Source organism: Actinomadura spongiicola (assembly GCF_003432485.1).
GTDB classification, from domain to species: domain Bacteria; phylum Actinomycetota; class Actinomycetes; order Streptosporangiales; family Streptosporangiaceae; genus Spirillospora; species Spirillospora spongiicola.
Genome location: NZ_QVNQ01000002.1, coordinates 427,797 through 445,629, shown reverse-complemented (window position 1 = coordinate 445,629; position 17,833 = coordinate 427,797). Strand labels below are relative to the sequence as shown.

The following is a 17,833-nucleotide window of genomic DNA, read 5'->3' as shown; positions in this document are numbered from 1 at the left end:
TTCGCAACAGGTCCGTTACCAACGCGTAGGCATCTCGCCATGGACCGGACAGAACGGTTGGTACCGCAGGTCAGCGCAGGATCAGGACATGCGACGGCCCCGCCGCACCGGCACCGGGGCCGGTGGGCGGAACCGTGACATTCGGGCGGCGCGCGTCGGGAAGGGGACGGGCCGTGGTCAGGGACTAGGCCAGTGCCGCGCCCTCGATCGTCGTCTCCGCGTCGCCGGGACGGCCGCCCTCCCACAGCGCGGTCAGCGCCGTCGCGCTCAGCACCCGCACGCCCACGGCGAGGCAGCGCTCGTCCACGTCGAAGTCGCCCCGGTGCAGGTCGTACTCGCCGGGCGAGCCGGGGGTGCGGACGCCGAGCCGGGCCAGCGCGCCGGGGATCGACTCCAGGTACCAGCCGAAGTCCTCGCCGCCGAGGCTCTGCGGGGTGGGCACCACGCCGTCCTCGTCGATGACCTGCGCGGCGGCGTCCCGGAACATCTGCACGCTGGTCGCCTCGTTCACGGTCGGCGGGACGCCCCGGACGTACTCCAGCGACGCCTCCACGTCGTACGCGGCGGCGACCGACTGCAACAGCGCCTTCATCATCTCCGGCGCCCGGTGCCACGCCTCGTCGTCCAGGCAGCGGACCGTGCCCTCGGCGATCCCGTCGTCGGGGATGGCGTTGGCGACGGACCCGGCCGACACCCGTCCCCACACCAGCGACAGGCTGGAGCGCGGGTCGACGCGGCGCGACAGCGCGGACGGCAGCTCGGTGACGATCTTCGCGAGGGCGTAGACGAGGTCGGCGGTCAGATGCGGCCGGGCGGTGTGCCCGCCGGGCCCGGTGACCTTCACGTACACCTTGTCGCACGCGGCGGTGATCGGACCGGTGCGCAGGCCGAGCTGCCCGACCTCGATCCGCGGGTCGCAGTGCAGCGCGAACGCCCGGTCGACGCCGACGATGCCGCCGGCCGCCATCACGTCCAGCGCCCCGCCCGGGGTCTCCTCGGCGGGCTGGAACAGCAGCCGGACCCGGCCGGGTAGCAGCCCCGCCTCCGCCTGCTGCGCGAGGAACAGGCCCGCGCCCAGCACCATCGCGGTGTGGACGTCGTGGCCGCACGCGTGCGCGACGCCCGGGACCGTGGACCGGTACGGGGCGTCCGCCTTCTCGTCCTGGAGCGGGAGCGCGTCGATGTCGGCGCGCAGCGCGACCGTGCCGCCGTCCTCGGGCCCGATGTCGCAGAACAGCCCGGTGCCCTTCGGGAGGATCACCGGCTTCAGGCCCGCGGCGCGCAGCCGCTCGGCGAGCTTGCGCGTCGTGCGGTGCTCGGCGTAGCCCAGCTCGGGATGCATGTGCAGGTCGCGGCGGAACTCGATCAGCTCGTCCTCGTGGGCGGCCAGGAAGGCGTCGAGCTGCGGTTGCAGCACCGCGCCGCCGAGAACCGCCGATCCCGCGGACGCGGCGCCCTCCACCGGGGCGCCCGGCACGATCTCCCCCGTTCCGGGCCCCTGCGGGACGATCCCCGGTGCGAGGGTTTCGTCCGGGACCGTTCCTTCCGGAATACTTTCGTCCGAACCGTCCTCCCCGCCGGACGTGTTCCCGGTCACCGCGCCCCCGCCGATCCCGGTGGCGCCCATCCCCGTGGCGCCCATCCCCGTGGACGGCACCTTGGACTCCACGGGGGACGGCACGGGCGACGACACGGTGGGCGGCACCGTCTCGTGGCGGCCCGCGGGACTCGCGGGCCCCGGGGGGTTGGGTGGTTCAAGGCCGGGCATCACCCCGGGCCCCGGATGTGTCATCTGCGCCCCCTGTGTCACGGCGGAGCCGGAGGGTCCCCGCCCTGTGGTGTTCATGTTCTGTTTCCCGGATTCGGCTTCCCGACCGGGGAACGCCTCGCGTCCCGGCGCGGGTTCCGCCCGGCGTACCTGTGCGCGCGCCGGCCCACGTCCCGGCGCGTGTCCCGGCTCCTGTCCCGCCATGTGTCCCGGTCGGTGTCCCGGGGCGGGTGCCGGCGCGTGGTCCCGGTCGTCCACGGGGGCCGCCGCCTCGCGGGCGGGGACGGCGGCGGCGCCGGGTGGGTTGCCCGGAACGGCCGGTTCCTCAGGTGCCGGCATGTGCGACCTCCCCAAGTGTGACGAACCTGTCCTCCGCCAGTTCGACGATCGCCGCGTCGACGATGTTCTCCAGCGTCCCGCCTTCGGCGCGGATCGCGCGCTGGCGTTCGTACGGCGCGCCGTACTCCAGGATCTCGCCCGCCACCTTGAGCTCCTCCGCGCAGCCGAGCCGGTCGGCCACCGGCTCCAGCTCCCTGATCAGCTCGTACAGGTCGTCGCGGAGGGGTGCGGTGTTCCCCGCGTCATCGGTGATCACGATGGCGTCGAGCCCGTACCGCGTCGCGCGCCACTTGTTGTCGCGCACCACCCAGGCGGCCGGTCGCGGCAGCGTGTAGCCGCGGTCGAGCTGCTGGTCGAACAGCGTGACCAGGCTCTGGCACAGCGCCGCGGCCATGCCCACCTCGCGCATGGTCGGAATCCCGTCGAACATTCGGATCTCGACCGTGCCGAAATCCGGATGCGGACGGATGTCCCACCAGACCTCCTTGATGCTGCGAATAGTTCCAGAACGCAGGAGCGTGTCCATGTAATCCTCGAACGCCGCCCAGTCGTCCAGCAGGTGGGGCGGCCCCGCGGTCGGGAGCTGCCCGAAGACGACCGCCCGGCAGGACGCGAGGCCGGTGTCGCTGCCGCTCCAGAACGGGCTGGACGCGGTGAGCGCCAGGAAGTGCGGAAGGTAGGACGAGAGCGCGTTGACGATCGGGATCGCCTTCTCCGCGTCGGAGACGCCCACGTGGACGTGCACGCCGAACGTCTGGATGCGCCGCGCCAGCCACTGCATCTCCTCGATCAGCTCGGCGTAGCGGCGCATCGGCGCCATGACCGCGTCGCGCCAGTCGCTGATCGGGTGGGTGCCGGTACAGGCCAGCGCGATGCCGCGTTCGGCGGCGGCGGACCGGAGGGCGGCGAGGGTCCCGGCGAGGTCGTTCTTGGCCTCGCCGACCGTGGAGCAGATTCCGGTCACGACCTCGACCGTGGACTCCATCAGCTCGTGGCGGACCGGCGGGTTCTGGTCGTCCTCGCTGAGGGTGGGCAGGGCGGCGAGCACCTCGCGTGCGTCCTGCCGCAGGTGCCTCGTCACCGCATCGACCAGCTGAATCTCCCACTCGACGCCGAGCGTCGGACCGTTCGATGCGTTGAAGTCAATGGCCACGGCCAACCTCCGTCCACAATCCTTGCAGGTCGTTGCGTGGCACGTGGCGCAATTCAGCCAGCGGGTCCTTAAGCCTGGACAAACGCCGGTCCAGGTCACGTGTTCGCACCATGATGACGTCCGTTCTCGCCGTCCTGCCGGGTGTCCATGCCCTTTGCGGGTCAATTGACTCATGCGGACGGTCAGCGGGCGGTCGGGCGTCCTACCTTTCGGTCATCGATCTTGTCTACGACACCATCCGATCGAACTAGTCAGTGCGTCCCAAAATACCGCCGATTACGGACTGTCACCGAAACGGGCCGTCCCATATGTCCCAAAGATAGCGTCCCGTACCTTCCATCACGTACATCCCGTGCTTGTGGCGTTCACCGTCGGGTACCCCTTCGCCGGATAGGTCGCCTAGTCTTTCGGGGGAGTCATGGGCGCCACGCGCACGCGCGGCGGGAGCGATCGCGCTGCCACGGGACCAAGGAGCGTCGGAAGCTTGCGACCAGAGCGACGGGAGCGGACGAGCGTCCGCCGCGCCCTGATGGTGATCACAGTGCCGCTGACGGCGACGTCCCTCGCCACCGGACCCGCGCTCGTGGCGGCGCCCGCCACGGCCGCGCCCCGGCTCACCGAGCCGCGGACCGCCGCCACCCCCTCGTCCGGCACGCCGCGGGAGACCGTCGGCGGCCAGCAGCTCGCCGGACGCGGCGTCGTCGTCAACCAGACGCCCGGCGTCCCCCCGCCGCCGAACATCAAGGCGGCCTCGTACCTGATCGCGGACGCCGACACCGGGGACGTCCTGGCCGCCAAGGACCCGCACGGCCGGTACCTCCCGGCGAGCACGATCAAGACGCTGACCGCGCTCGCCCTCGTGCCCAAACTGGATCCGAACCGGCTCGTGCGGCCCTCCCAGGCGGCCTGCGACGTCGAGGGCACCAAGGTCGGGCTCACGCCGAAGATGAGCTACAAGGTCTCCGACCTGTTCCACGCGATGCTGATGATGTCGGCCAACGACGCCTCGGTGACGCTGGCCGAGGCGTACGGCGGCATGGACGCGACGCTCGCCGCCATGAACGCCGAGGCCAAGCGCATCAACGCGCACGACACCAAGGCCGGGTCACCGAACGGGCTCGACAAGGACCTCGGTCTGGACGTCCGCACGCAGCACACGTCCGCGTACGACCTGGCGCTCATCCTGCGCGAGGGCATGAAGAACCCGGCCTACCGCCGCTACATGCAGGCGATCGACCACCAGTTCCCGGCTCCGCCGACGAAGAAGGAGCGCCAGAAGGGCAAGAAGGTCGGCGGGTACCCCATCCACACCCACAACCGGATGCTGCCGGGCGAGCGGGACGCGTACGCCGGGATGCTCGGCGGCAAGAACGGCTACACGGTCGCCGCCAGGCAGACCTTCGTCGCGCAGGCGCAGCGCGACGGGCACACCATCGTGATCTCGCTGATGCGGGCCGAGGAGCGGCCGTCGAAGTACGCGACCCAGCTGCTGGACTGGGGGTTCGCCGCACGCGGCAAGACCGAGCCCGTGGGCGCGCTCGTCGCCCCCGGCACCCCGAAGTCGGCGGAGAAGGACGACGAGTCCGACGGGGTGCTGCCGAACGCCCCGCTCGCCTCCGACGACACGTCCCGCACATGGCTGCTCGTCAGCGGCGGCACGGTCGGCGCCCTGCTGGCCATCGCGGTCCTGTTCGTCGTGCTGCGCCGTCGGCGCCGCCTGGAGGCACTGCGCTACGGAACGCCCGCCGCCACCGACGACACCGGTTCCTGACCCTGGGCCGAACGCGCGGTAAAGGTTCCCTCAGGGGTCGCCGGGACGCTGGCCTGACGAGGGACACGGGCTTACGCTCACGGTGGCGCCGGTGAAGGAGGAAGCGCGCCATGCCCGACACGCACACGCCCGACACGCACACGCCCGACCCACACATGCCCGGCACGCACGTCCCCGGGGCCGCCGGTGAACATCCGAACGTGTCGCTGCTGAAGGACGGCTACACGGCCTTCGCCAAGGGCGACATGACCTTCATCCGTGATCTGCTCGCCGAGAACGTCGTGCACCGCGTGCCGGGACGCGGGCCGCTGTGCGGCGAGTACCGCACCCCGGAGGAGGTCCTCGGTTTCTACGTCCGGCTGTTCGAGCTGTCGGGCGGGACGTTCCGCGCCGAGCCGTACGCGGTGATGGCGAACGAGGAGTACGGCGCGGCGCTCGTCCAGACGTACGCGGAACGGCCGGGACGTCCGGGCCAGGTGCTGGACGGCCGCGCGGTCGACCTGTTCCGCATCGAGGACGGCAAGATCACCGAGATTCGCACGCTGGCCGAGGATCAGTACGCCGACGACGCCTTCTGGTCCTGAGCCGGAGGCCGCTCCCGTCCTGACGGCTCGTCTCGCGCCGAGGGCGGTTCCTCACCCGCTGGCGGCGCCTCCGCCCGTTCCGGGTTCTCCGCGTCGGCGGTGAGGACGGCGCGGCGGGTGGCCGTCCACGCGGCGACGTACAGGGCGAACCGCGAGACGACGTTGATCCACACCATCAGCCCGACCAGGACGGCGAACGCGCCGTAGACGGGGTTCTCCGTCGTCCGGGCGATGAGCAGCGACGCGATCTGCTTGAGGATCTCGAAGCCCACCGCACCGAACAGCGCGCCGCGGATGATCCGCCGCCAGGGCGCCCGGGTGCCCGAGAGGCGGGTGAACAGCACCAGGAAGACCACGGTGTTGAACGCGGTCGCGCAGGCGAGGGACAGCAGCCGCAGCACGGTCCCGGCGCCGGTGACGTCCTCCATCCCGAACCAGCCGAGGACGGTGTGCGTCGCCGACGTCGTGACGGTCGACACGGCCATGCCGCAGATCAGGACGACGCCGAGGAAGCCCAGGACGGCCATGTCCCACAGCCGTTTGACGGCGTAGTTCCCGCCGCCGCCGGGCTCGTTGCCCCACATGTCGCGCAGCGCCTCGCGCAGGACCTGCACCCAGCCCTGACCGGTGATCAGCAACGCGACCAGTCCGATGATCCCCACGGCCGTCTTGGACTGGGCGATCTGCTCGACCTGGAGCTGGTCGGACAGCCCGGGCAGCTGGGAGTTCACGGCCCGGACGAAGTAGTCGCGGGCCGCGCCGCTGAAGCCGACCAGGTAGCCGAGCAGCGAGTACGCCAGCGCCAGCAGCGGGAAGAACGACAGGAACGCGTAGCAGGTGAGTGCGGCGGCGAGGCGGTCGCCGCGCCGCTCCCGGTACCGCGACAGCGCCCGCGCCTGGTGGTCGAGCCAGGGGCGGCGTTCCCGGGCGCCGTTCAGCCGGTCCTTGGCGTCCCCGAACAGGGCCTCGCCGCGCCGCTGCGCCCGGTTGATCACCTGCCGCATGTACGCAAAGTACCCACAAACCGTGACTCGATGTTCACCCGGCGGGACGACCTTCGGAAACGCGTGGGGCACGCCGAGGGAACGCGCGTGTCACGACGCGGGCCGGTCGGCCCGTGACCTCGGCCCGGGATCGGGGAACACGAAGTCGCGCTGCGGACGCCACACGCCGTCCAGACCGTGCTCGTAGAGGGAGAAGCCCCACACGTCGAAGTCGGCGCTGTACCCGGCGAGCTCCTTGAAGGCCCTGTCCATGACGTCGTCGGGCAGATGGTGGGCGATGGTGACGTGCGGGTGGTACGGAAACGGCAGCGGCCGGGCGAGCGGACCCGTCAGAACCCTTGCCTGAATCCGTTCACAACCGCCGATTCCTTCGGCTAGGGCGACGAACACGACCGGAGAGACGGGTCGGAACGTTCCGCTACCACGGAGCTTGATCGGGAACGGTTCCTCGGTACGGGCGATCTCCCGCAGATGCTCCTCGACGGCGCCGAGCGCGGACTCGTGCACCTCGGTCGGCGGGAGCAGCGTGATGTGCGTGGGAATGGCGTGCGCCATGGGGTCGCCGAACGAGGCGCGCTTCGCCTGCAACCGCGCCCCGTACGGGTCGGGGATCGGGATCGCGACACCGATCGCGCGAAGCCCGTCCTCGCCCGCGTCGCGGGGAGTCGCGGGGGGCGTCTCCTCGGGGCCCTCCGCGGCGTCGTGGGGTCGGCGGTCAGCGACCACGTCCCACGAATCCCACCCGTTCGCGCACGATCTCCATCGTGCGCGCGGCGACACCGGACGCGCGTTCGGCGCCCTGCGCGAGGACCCGGTCGAGCTGCTCCTCGTCGTCGAGCAGCTTGAGCGTGCGCTCCCTGATCGGCGTGAAGGTGTCGACGACGACCTGCGCGAGGTCCTTCTTGAACTGCCCGTACCCGGAGCCCTCGTAGCGCCGCTCCAGGTCGGGGACGGACGTGCCGTCCAGCGCGGAGAAGATCCGCAGCAGGTTGGTGACGCCCGCCTTCTTCTCCTCGTCGTAGACGACCTCCGTACCGGTGTCGGTGACCGCGCGCATGATCTTCTTGCGCATCGGGCCCGGCTCCTCCAGCACATCGATGATCCCCTGCGGGGAGGACGCCGACTTGCTCATCTTCGCGTCCGGCTCCTGGAGATCGGTGATCTTCGCGGCGCCCGGGGGGATATGGGCCTCCGGCGGGACGAACGTCTCGCCGAACCGGTGGTTGAAGCGCTGCGCCAGCGTGCGGGTCAGCTCCAGGTGCTGCCGCTGGTCCTCACCGACGGGGACGCGGATCGCCCGTCCTTCGGCGCCCGGGTCGGGCGTGTAGAGCAGGATGTCGGCGGCCTGGAGGATCGGGTAGGTGAACAGCCCCACCGAGGTGCCGCCCGTCCCCTGCTTGGACGACTTGTCCTTGAACTGGGTCATGCGCCCGGCCTCGCCGAACCCGGTGAGGCAGCCGAGCACCCACGCCAGCTCCGCGTGCTCCGGGACGTGGCTCTGCACGAACAGGGTGGCGCGGTCGGGGTCGACGCCCATCGCGAGGAGCTGCGCAATGGCGACCTTCGTCCGGCGGCGCAGCACCGCCGGATCGTGCTCGATGGTGATCGCGTGCAGGTCGACCACGCAGTAGAAGGCGTCGTGCGTGTCCTGCATCGCGACCCACTGCCGCAACGCGCCCAGGTAGTTGCCGAGGTGGAACGAGTCGGCGGTGGGCTGGATCCCGGAGAACACGCGGGGCCTCACCGCGCCGTTCTGATCGGATGCTGCTGCGGCGCTGGACGCTTCGGACATGTGCACGGACCGATTCTCTCAGGTGTCGGCGGGGTCACCGGTGGCAGCCCGCAGGGTCGCGGGCGGGGTGGCGAGCGGCGCCGCGACGACCTGCGGCGTCACCCGGGGGACGACGCGCACGCGGGCCACCCTCCGGCCGTCCATCCGGGCCACCAGGAGGCGGTGCCCGCCCGCGTCCACCGAGTCGCCCTCGGCGGGCACGCGGCGCAGCGCCGCCATGATGTGCCCGGCGACCGTCTCGTAGGGCCCGGCGGGCAGCCGGATGCCGGTCTCGGCGGCGAAGTCGTCCAGGTTGAGCAGGCCGTCGACCTCGACGACGCCGCCGTGCAGGCGCCGTGCCTGCGCGTCGTGGACATCATATTCGTCGCGGATGTCGCCGATCAGCTCCTCCAGAAGGTCCTCCATCGTGACGATCCCGGCGACGCCGCCGTACTCGTCCATGACGATCGCCAGGTGGCAGCCCTCGCGGCGCATCTCCGACAGCGCCGGAAGGACCCGCTTCGAGGACGGCAGGAACTTCACCGGACGCGCCAGACCGCCGACCGGCCCGTCCCTCCCCGCGGGCCCGGGCGCGAGGAGATCACGGATATGGACGAAGCCGATCACCTCGTCGTGGGACTCGCGGCACACCGGAAAGCGCGAGTGCGGGCTGTTCGCGGCGACCCGGGCCGCGGCGGCCACCGGGAGCGCCGCGTCCAGGAACGCGACCTCGGTGCGCGGGACGAGGACCTCCCGCAGCGGCCGCTCCCCCGCCGCGAACACCTCCTCGATCAGTGCCCGCTCGTCGGCGGTGAGCTGGGTGTTCTCGGCGACGAGGGCTCGCATCCGCTCGGCCGACAGCTCCTCGCGCAGCGCGCCCGGATCGCCGCCCGACAGCCGGACCACCAGGTTGGTCGAGCTCGACAGCAGCCACACCAGTGGCCGGGCCAGGCCCCGCGGCGGCCGGGACGGCGTCCCGGGCGGCGGCCGGGACGGCGTCTGGTCCAGGGGTGGCGTCCGGTCCATGGGTTCAGCCTTCCCCGTTCGCCGTTCCGGATAGCCTGGGCACACCCCCGCGCCACAGTTTTATGTTCATGGAGGTCCGCTCGTGAAGCTGCTCGTCACCGGAGGCGCCGGCTACGTCGGCAGCGTCGTCTCCGCTCAGCTGCTGGAGGCGGGGCACGAGGTCGTCGTGCTGGACGACCTGTCCACCGGCCACGAGGACGCCGTCCCGGACGGCGCCCGCCTGGTCCGCGGCACGCTGCGGGACACGGCGGCCGACGTCCTGGCCGGGGCCGGGTTCGAGGCCGTGCTGCACTTCGCCGCCAGGTCGCTCGTCGGCGAGTCGGTGGAGAAGCCGGGCCTGTACTGGGACAAGAACCTCGGCGAGTCCCTGGCGCTGCTGGACGCGATGCGCCTGGCGAGCGTCCCGCGGATCGTGTTCTCCTCCACGGCCGCGACCTACGGTGAGCCGGAGACGACACCGATCCTGGAGACCGCGCCGACCCGTCCGACGAACCCGTACGGCGCGTCGAAGCTGGCGATCGACACGGCGCTGACCGAGTACGCGCGGCTGCACGGCATCGGCGGGGTGTCGCTGCGGTACTTCAACGTGGCGGGCGCCTACGGGCGGCACGGGGAGCGCCACACCGTCGAGACGCATCTGATCCCGAACGTGCTGAGGATCGCGCAGGGCGACGGGGACGTGGTGCGGATGTTCGGCGACGACTATCCGACGCCCGACGGCACCTGCGTCCGCGACTACATCCACGTGACCGACCTGGGCCGCGCCCATCTCCTCGCGCTGGACGCCTGCGAGCCCGGCACCCACCGGATCTACAACCTGGGCAGCGGCACGGGCGCGTCCGTCCGGGAGGTCGTGGACGTGTGCCGGGAGGTCACCGGCCGCGAGATCCCGGCGGAGGTCGCGCCGCGCCGTCCCGGTGACCCGGCGGTGCTGGTCGCCTCGTCCGACAAGATCCAGACGGAGTTGGGCTGGAAGCCGGAGCGGGACCTGCGGACCATGGTCGACGACGCGTGGACCTTCCTGCGGTCACGATGACCGCCGGGCTCGAAGCCGCGTTCACCGAGATCTTCGGGCGGGCGCCGGACGGTGTCTGGTTCGCCCCGGGTCGCGTCAACCTGATCGGCGAGCACACCGACCACAACGACGGGCTGGTGCTGCCGTTCGCGTTGCCGCTCGGCGTCTCGGTGGCCGCCGCGCCCCGCGACGACGGGATGATCGAGGTCCGCTCGCGCCACGCCGCGACGGCCGTGACGGCGCCGGTGGTCGGCGGCCCGGTCGTCGCCGAGGGGTGGTCGCCCGACCGTGCGTGGGCCGCGTACCCGGTCGGTGTCGCGCGGGTCCTGCGGGAGCACGGCGTGGGCGGCGCGTCCCTGCTGTTCGACTCCGATCTTCCGCGGGGTGCGGGCCTGGCGTCGTCGGCCGCGCTGGAGTGCGCGACCGCGCTGGCGCTGCGCGACCTGTACGGCGTCGACCTCGACCGTCCCGCGCTGGCCCGGCTGGCGTGGCGGGCCGAGAACGAGCAGGTCGGGATGCCGTGCGGGCCGATGGACCAGTCCGCGTCGCTGCTGTGCGCGGCCGGGCACGCGCTGATGCTCGACTGCCGCAGCGGCCTGTCGTCGCGGGTGCCGTTCGACCCCGCCGCCGCGGGTCTGGCGCTGCTCGTGGTCGACACGCGCGCCTCGCACGCCCTGACCGGCGGCGACTACGCCAGGCGGCGCGCCGAGTGCGCGCGGGCCGCGGAGCTGCTCGGCGTCGACGCGCTCCGCGACGTCACCGACCTCACGGCGGCGCTCACGGCGCTGCGCGACCCGGTGCTGCGCCGCCGCGTCCAGCATGTCGTCACCGAGAACCACCGCGTCGAGGCCACCGTCGGGCTGCTGCGGGCCAAGGCGGTCGCGGAGCTCGGCGCGATGCTGAACGCGTCGCACCTGTCGCTCCGCGACCAGTTCGAGGTGTCCTGGCCGCAGGCCGACACGACGGTCGACGCGGCGCTGCGGGCGGGCGCCCGCGGCGGCCGCATGGTCGGCGGCGGCTTCGGCGGGTCCGTGATCGTCCTCGTTCCCGCCGACCGGGCCGCCAAGGTCAAGGACGCGATCGTCGCCGCCTACGCCAGACGCGGCTGGACGGCGCCCGAGTTCCACGACGCCGTCCCGTCCGGTGGCGCGGACCGCCTCACCGCTGCTGCTTCATAGCGTCGTCGATCTCGGCGCGGAGCCGGGCGGCCTCCTCGGCGGGTCCGGTCTCGTCCAGGGTCGTGAACCCGTCCACGGCGGCGGACGCGAGCGACAGCGCCTCGGGGAGCCGGGCCAGCTGGGCGAAGAGACGGGCCTGGTCGAACGACACGAGCGCGGTCTCCCACACGCGGGCCGGTTCGTCGTCGGCCGGGAGGGCCGCGAGCGCCGCGCGGGCCGCGTCCATGACGGTGACGGCCTGGTCGCGGTCGCCGCTCCACATCAGGCAGGTCGCGTGGCGGCGGCGAGCGCGGACCACGCCGTACGGGTCACCGGCCTTCTCGTAGGCGACGGCCGCCTCCGCGTACCGTTCGGCGGCCTGCGCGTCCATGTCGAGGGTGGCGAGGACGTCGGCGGCCTCGTTGAGGAAATGCCCGGCCGCGTCGTGCCGGCCGTCCCGCGCGGCGTTCTCGGCGAGGCCGGTGAACGTCGTGGCGGCGTCCGGCTCGCCCATCCCCTTCTGCGCGTGCGCGAGGATCAGGCGGCACCGCCGCTCCGCGGGGACGTCGTCCGGGGCGGTGAGCGCCGGGAGCGCCTCCTCGGCGGTCTCCGCGGCCTCCAGGTGGCGGTCCGTGGACAGGTAGGCGGCGGCGAGGTCGACGCGGAGATGGAACGCCTGCTCGTGCAGGGCCTCGGCCGTCCACCCGGCGATGGCCTCGGTGAGGTCGGGGATGGCGTCGCCGGGACGATCCAGGGCGAGCAGCGCCAGGCCCCGTTCGGTGTGCGCCGCCGCCCGCATCGGGGTCGGTTCGGACAGCGCGCCGAGCGCCTCGTCCAACAGCGGCAGGGCCTCCGGGTCGGGGCCCTCCTCGCGCCTGGCCAGGGCCCGGCCGAGCAGCAGCGCGGGCGCGGCGACCTCGTCGGCTTCGCCGGACGCGCGCCCCGCCTCCAGGGACCGGCGCAGCTCCGCGACCCCACCGTCGAAGTCGCCGGTCATCAGCAGCGCCTGCCCGCGCCGGAACGCCAGCTCCCCGGCCCGGTCGGGCGCGTCGTCCGGGTCGATCCGGTCGAGGACGGCGACGGCCTCGGCGGGACGCTCCTCCTCGACGTGCACGAGCGCGAGACGGATCAGCGCGCCGGTCGCGTCGCCCTCCGTGCCCGGGTTCCGCGCGAAGTGGTCCGCGGCCTCGGCCACCTGGGCGAGGCCGTCCCCGTCGCCCATCTGCACGCGCATGGTGCCGAGGCGGCTGAGCGTCCGGTACCGGCGCGTCACGTCGCCGAGGTCGTCGAACAGCCGCAGCGCCTCCTCCCAACACGCGACCGCCTCCGCGCGCTCCTCCTCCAGTGCGTGCTCGACGCCCCGCGCGGCCACCCGGCGGGCGTGTTGCAGCGGCGTGAGCTCCGCCTTCTCGGCGAGAACGTCGAACCGGCGCCACGCGGCCTTCGCGCGGGCCATGGCACGTTCGGTGCGGCGGTCGTCCGCGATGTCGAGGAGCGCATCGAGATCGTCCTCCCCGGCCAGCACGTCCTCGGGGGCGGGCTGGGACGGCGCCGCCGGGGCCGGGGCGGGGGCCGGGAGGCGGTGGTGGGCGGCCAGCGGCAGGAACTCGACGATCGGCTCCGCCGTGAGGGCCCTGCGCACCAGGTCGCCCTGGTGGGACGTTCCGTTGCGGGCGTCGAACCGGGCCGCCAGCTCCGTCGCGCGCTCCGCCAGCTCCGCGCGCAGTACCTCCAGCGGCACGTCCGCCGCCGGACGGCCCTCCGCCGCGGGACGCCGCACCGTCAGGTCACCGTGTCCGGCCGCCGCGACCCGGGAGAGCACCAGCGCCGCCGTCGCGCAGAACTCCATCTCCGCGTGCGTGCTCGGCGCCCGGTCGAGCCACCCGAGATGCCGCTGGACGATCTCCAGCCCGCGCGCCTCGTTCCCCGTGACAGCGCAGAACTCCAGGTGCTCGGAGATGTCGCTGAGGTCGGCGAGCCGGGTCCGGTGCACCCGGTACGCGCGGCGGTGCGCGTCGGCGGCCCGTTCGGGGCGGCCCGTCCGCAGGTACACCGGCATCAGCGCGGTGTGGATCGCCTGCGGCTGCTCGTTGCAGGTCAGGGACGCGTCCAGAATGGGCGCGGCGACCTCGAGCGCCTCCTCGTACCGTCCCTGCTCGACGAGATGGCGGGCCTGGCTGGTCGGGTCGCAGCCCTCGCAGTCCGACAGGTCGTCCCGCTGGGCGGCGCGCCACTTCGTGTACCACTCGTCGGCCGTGCCGTCACCGACGTGCCGGGCGACCACGTTCCGGTAGTGGTAGACCGCCTGGAGGCTGTGCCCGCTCGCCTTGTAGCGGCGCTCCATGTCGTCCAGCACCTCGTAGGTGCGGTCGAGGGCGATCTCCGGGAACAGGGTCAGGGAGCTGACGATCGCCTTCATCTGCCACAGCAGACCGTGCGTCTCGTCGAACCTGCCCGGGTCGCGGTCATGGTCGGCGAGCGTCCGGCTGAACGTCGCGAACGCCTTCAACGGCTCGCCGCCGTACCGGTACGCGTCCGTCAACCGGACCCGGACGTGGAACGCGAGCACGTCGTCGCCCGCCGCCTCTGCACGGCGCAGCGCGTCCTCGACCAGGACGGTCTTCGCCTCGCCGTAGGGCAGTTCCTGCGACCGCGTCATCAACGCGTAGACGTCATCCGTGCTCACTGGGGGCCTCCGGGGAATGGACGGCCCACTCCAGCAGGCCGATGAAGGAACGGTTCAGCACCGCCGTGTCGGCGGGCCGCAGCGGATGGTGCCCGAGCAGCAACGCCTGCCCGTACAGGGCTTGGACGGCGACGTCGACGGGCCCGCCGTCACCCAGCGACATGATGCGCCGGGCCAGCGGATTGCGGTGGTTCAACACCAGTTGGGGGCGTTCGTCGCCGACCGTGGCGTGGACGGCGCCGAGCACGTCCGCCCACAGCTCGTCCGCCTCCTCCTGCGCCCGCGCCAGCTCCTCCCGGAACTGGGCGTCACGGCTGGGCAGGTACAGGGCGGGCAGCGACGCCGGATCGAACTCGCGGACGACCACCTCGCAGCCGAGCCGCTCCACCGCCCGCTGCGCCGCCGCCAGGAACGGCCGCAGCGCCAACTCCGTCGCCGGATCGAGGACGCCGAACGTGGTCGTCAGCTCCGCCGCGTCCAGCCGCGCCAGCCGGATGTCGGGGTCGAGCTCGGGCAGCCGCTCGATGATCTCGGTGTCGTGAACATAGCCCCCGTTGACGAGCCCCACGCCCTGCGCGCCCGCCACCGCCGCCAGCCGCCGGAACTCGTCCACACTCCCGGTGAACCGCCCGTTCGGATGGCGACGCCTGAACTCGTGCAGCGTCATCGGCCCGGCGGACGTCTCGTAGTCCAGCCACCGGTCCACGATCCGCAGCATGTCGTCGTCCTGCAGCGCCATCGCCTTCACGCCGAGCTGGTGTAGCCGCAGAAACGCCCGCAACCGCGACGGTTCGGTCTCCGACAGGGTCACCAACCACTGCCGCAGCACATCCCCAAGCCCCTGCCGCGCCGACTCAAGCAACTCGTCCTCGTAGAGCGCCTCCCGGCTGGCGGTCGGCCGCAACTCCCCCGCGTCCACGACACACCGCGCGAAGAACGCCCACTCGGGCAGCAGCCCCTCCACACTCTCAGCAAGGAGCATCCGCTTCAGATACACCCGATGGGACGCACGCGCCGCGGGCGACACCGGCTGGGGCAGCACGAACGCCACCCCCGTCAGCCCGGCCTCCGGCACGCTCATATCGACCACGTCGAACGGCGTGAACCCGTACAAATCCTCGCAGTACCGCTCCAGCGCCCGCCTACGCTCGGCGGGGTCACGGTAGGACGCCTGCCACGGAGGCCCGTCCCCCGTGATCGGCACCCCGTCCACGACAAGTTCAACGGGAAGCAGCGACCCATAAGTCCGGGCCAGCTCCGCCACCACCGACGGACTCAACAACTCCGCCGACCCGGGCCGCGCCCGCAGCGTCACCGTCGTCCCCGGCTCGTCCCTCTCACCCGGCTCGACCAGGTAGCTGCCTTCGGAACGACCCGTCCACCGAACGGCGTCCCCACCCTTCGCGGACCGCGTCACGACCTCGATCTCGTCCGCGACGAGGAACGCCGACAGCAGCCCGATACCGAACTGCCCGAGAAAGTCATGCCGCGCGAAGCCCAACTCGTCCCGCTTGGACGACCGTCCGATGGTGGCCAGCAGCGAGTGCACCTCACTTTCGGTGAGCCCGACGCCGTCGTCCCGGACCCGCAGCACCCCACCACCGGTCTCGATCTCGACCCGACCGCCGCCCTCGCCCCGCGCCGTGATCGCGTCCACCGCGTTCTGCAGCAATTCCCGCAGGTAAACCCGGGGACTGGCATACAGATGCCGACTCAGCAGATCCACCACACCACGCAGGTCGACCTGAAATGCCTGTTCCACCAGCGACACGCCTCCCCGATCACCTTCAAGGGCGATCACACCCTAGCGACCGTTACAGACACCCACAGATCATTTGCCCGGACCAACCACCCAATTCCACCCTGACCCTCACGCCACCCGACAACTACTCTCCGCGTGCACACCCTAACCGTGCGTCCATAGTTTTCCGATAGCAAAGCCCTTGAAGATGTTCACAGGGCGCAGTCGAGCACAGCTCCTGTCCTCCCGGGCGCAAGGGAAACTCCCCTCCCTTGCGCCCACCAGCCTTCCCGCGCCCTCAGCCGAGGGCGCGTCCGCCCGCCTGCCCCGCCCCGTGACCCGCCACAGCAGATTCGCCGTCCGCCCCGAACCCACGGCACCGGCGTCCGCACTGACCTCCCCCAGAACCGGCTCCGCCTCAACCCAGTCACACAGGCAACAAAGCGTTTTACAGTTGTGCAGGTCGATGGAACGGTTCGCGGGGCTGGTCCCCGGGGTGCGCGGTGATCTGTTCTACGGCACCGAGCCGACCGGCGAGGCCACGCTTTGGCTGTTGGACGCGGCCGGGCCCGGCTGTTCATGGGCGTCGGTTGACCACGTTCCCGGCGAGGACGCCTTCGTCGTCGAACAGGCGGGTGGGAGGCGGCTGTGGGACGAGGTCGAGGCCGCCTACTTCCAATGGCTTCGCTGGGGGCGTCCCGCACTGACGCGCTTCGGGCTCACTGTCACGTCGGACGGCCAGCGGGTGTGGCTGGACGAGCCCACCGATCTCATCGGGCCCCGGACATGACGGCCCGGGGCCCGGACGGGCGTTAGATGAGGCCGAGTTTGCGGACGGCTTCGCGTTCCTCGGAGAGTTCGGCGACGGAGGCGTCGATGCGGGTGCGGGAGAAGTCGTTGAGGTCCAGGCCCTGGACGATCTCCCACTGGCCGTCGCGGGTGGTGACGGGGAAGGACGAGATCAGGCCCTCGGGCACGCCGTAGGAGCCGTCCGAGACGACGGCCATGGACGTCCAGTCGCCGTCGGCCGTGCCGTTCACCCAGGTGTGGACGTGGTCGATGGCGGCGGACGCGGCGGACGCCGCCGAGGACGCGCCCCGGGCCTCGATGATGGCGGCGCCGCGCTTGGCGACGGTCGGGATGAAGTCGTTCTCCAGCCAGCCCTGGTCGTTGACCGTCTCGGCGGCGTTCTTGCCGGCGATCTCCGCGTGGAAGATGTCCGGGTACTGGGTGGCGGAGTGGTTGCCCCAGATCGTCATCTTGCGGATGTCGGCGACCGAGACGCCCGCCTTCTTCGACAGCTGGGCGAGGGCGCGGTTGTGGTCGAGGCGCGTCATGGCCGTGAAGCGGTCGGCGGGGACGTCCGGCGCGTGCTGCTGGGCGATGAGGGCGTTGGTGTTGGCCGGGTTGCCGACGACGAGGACCTTGACGTCGTCGGCGGCGCCCGCGTTGATGGCCTCGCCCTGCGGCTTGAAGATGCCGCCGTTGGCCTCCAGGAGGTCGCCGCGCTCCATGCCCTTCGTCCGGGGACGGGCGCCGACGAGGAGGGCGATGTTCGTCCCCTCGAACGCCTTGGTCGCGTCGTCGAAGATGTCGATGCCGGACAGCAGCGGGAACGCGCAGTCGTCCAGCTCCATGGCGGTGCCCTCGGCGGCCTTCACCGCCTGCGGAATCTCCAGAAGTCGCAGCCGTACGGGGACGTCCGCGCCGAGGAGGTGCCCGGACGCGATGCGGAACAGCAGCGCGTAGCCGATCTGGCCCGCGGCGCCGGTGACGGTAACGGTGACTGGGGTGCGCGTCATTGCCTTCTTCTTCTCT

At 72.0% G+C, this 17,833-nt stretch carries 14 protein-coding genes; 5 read left to right on the top strand and 9 right to left on the bottom strand.

The window, feature by feature from the left end:
* Positions 1-184: 184 nt before the first annotated feature.
* Positions 185-1,477: a M20 family metallopeptidase gene (locus tag D0T12_RS06750; protein ID WP_407642056.1), complete on the bottom strand. Its 1,293-nt coding sequence runs from the start codon at positions 1,475-1,477 to the stop codon at positions 185-187.
* Between the two features lie 616 nt (positions 1,478-2,093).
* A complete protein-coding gene (locus tag D0T12_RS06745) occupies positions 2,094-3,260 on the bottom strand; it encodes a glutamate--cysteine ligase (RefSeq protein WP_117398560.1) in 1,167 nt (388 codons plus the stop codon).
* Positions 3,261-3,744: 484 nt separating this feature from the next.
* On the opposite strand from D0T12_RS06745, the gene D0T12_RS06740 reads away from it, so the two are divergent.
* Both D0T12_RS06740 and D0T12_RS06735 read left to right on the top strand, forming a co-directional pair.
* Positions 3,745-5,031 carry a D-alanyl-D-alanine carboxypeptidase family protein gene (locus D0T12_RS06740; protein ID WP_233525874.1) on the top strand — a complete coding sequence of 429 codons (1,287 nt, stop codon included), beginning with the start codon at positions 3,745-3,747 and terminating at the stop codon, positions 5,029-5,031.
* Between the two features lie 110 nt (positions 5,032-5,141).
* Positions 5,142-5,615 (top strand): nuclear transport factor 2 family protein, encoded by a 474-nt coding sequence (locus D0T12_RS06735; RefSeq protein WP_117398556.1) that lies wholly within the window; start codon positions 5,142-5,144, stop codon positions 5,613-5,615.
* Here D0T12_RS06735 and D0T12_RS06730 read toward each other — a convergent pair.
* From D0T12_RS06730 to D0T12_RS06715, 4 genes are all read right to left on the bottom strand, one after another.
* Positions 5,585-6,619 (bottom strand): YihY/virulence factor BrkB family protein, encoded by a 1,035-nt coding sequence (locus D0T12_RS06730; RefSeq protein ID WP_117398554.1) that lies wholly within the window; start codon positions 6,617-6,619, stop codon positions 5,585-5,587. The two genes, D0T12_RS06735 and D0T12_RS06730, sit on opposite strands and share 31 nt — an antisense overlap.
* A 90-nt stretch (positions 6,620-6,709) precedes the next feature.
* Positions 6,710-7,345, bottom strand: coding sequence for a 2'-5' RNA ligase family protein (locus tag D0T12_RS06725; protein WP_233525873.1), 636 nt, complete (start codon positions 7,343-7,345; stop codon positions 6,710-6,712).
* Positions 7,335-8,411 carry a tryptophan--tRNA ligase gene (gene trpS, locus D0T12_RS06720; RefSeq protein WP_117398552.1) on the bottom strand — a complete coding sequence of 359 codons (1,077 nt, stop codon included), beginning with the start codon at positions 8,409-8,411 and terminating at the stop codon, positions 7,335-7,337. Before trpS ends, D0T12_RS06725 begins: the two co-directional genes overlap by 11 nt.
* A gap of 18 nt (positions 8,412-8,429) precedes the next feature.
* Positions 8,430-9,416, bottom strand: coding sequence for a hemolysin family protein (locus D0T12_RS06715; protein ID WP_117398550.1), 987 nt, complete (start codon positions 9,414-9,416; stop codon positions 8,430-8,432).
* An 82-nt stretch (positions 9,417-9,498) separates the two neighbouring features.
* Between D0T12_RS06715 and galE the strand changes: the two genes are divergently transcribed.
* Together galE and galK are read left to right on the top strand one after the other, a co-directional pair.
* The gene (gene galE, locus D0T12_RS06710) at positions 9,499-10,452 is read left to right on the top strand and encodes a UDP-glucose 4-epimerase GalE (protein WP_117398548.1); all 954 of its coding nucleotides are present in this window, start codon (positions 9,499-9,501) and stop codon (positions 10,450-10,452) included.
* Complete coding sequence (gene galK, locus D0T12_RS06705; protein ID WP_117398546.1) at positions 10,449-11,609, top strand: galactokinase; 1,161 nt, start codon at positions 10,449-10,451, stop codon at positions 11,607-11,609. Before galE ends, galK begins: the two co-directional genes overlap by 4 nt.
* On the opposite strand, the gene D0T12_RS06700 is transcribed toward galK, so the two are convergent.
* Together D0T12_RS06700 and D0T12_RS06695 are read right to left on the bottom strand one after the other, a co-directional pair.
* Positions 11,590-14,274: a hypothetical protein gene (locus D0T12_RS06700; protein ID WP_117398544.1), complete on the bottom strand. Its 2,685-nt coding sequence runs from the start codon at positions 14,272-14,274 to the stop codon at positions 11,590-11,592. The two genes, galK and D0T12_RS06700, sit on opposite strands and share 20 nt — an antisense overlap.
* Complete coding sequence (locus tag D0T12_RS06695; RefSeq protein ID WP_117398955.1) at positions 14,261-16,036, bottom strand: HSP90 family protein; 1,776 nt, start codon at positions 16,034-16,036, stop codon at positions 14,261-14,263. Before D0T12_RS06695 ends, D0T12_RS06700 begins: the two co-directional genes overlap by 14 nt.
* Before the next feature lie 445 nt (positions 16,037-16,481).
* Between D0T12_RS06695 and D0T12_RS06690 the strand changes: the two genes are divergently transcribed.
* A complete protein-coding gene (locus D0T12_RS06690; protein ID WP_117398542.1) occupies positions 16,482-16,805 on the top strand; it encodes a hypothetical protein in 324 nt (107 codons plus the stop codon).
* A 22-nt stretch (positions 16,806-16,827) separates the two neighbouring features.
* Here the strand turns inward: D0T12_RS06690 and D0T12_RS06685 are convergent, their stop codons facing one another.
* A complete protein-coding gene (locus D0T12_RS06685; RefSeq protein ID WP_117398540.1) occupies positions 16,828-17,817 on the bottom strand; it encodes a malate dehydrogenase in 990 nt (329 codons plus the stop codon).
* Positions 17,818-17,833 lie beyond the last annotated feature (16 nt).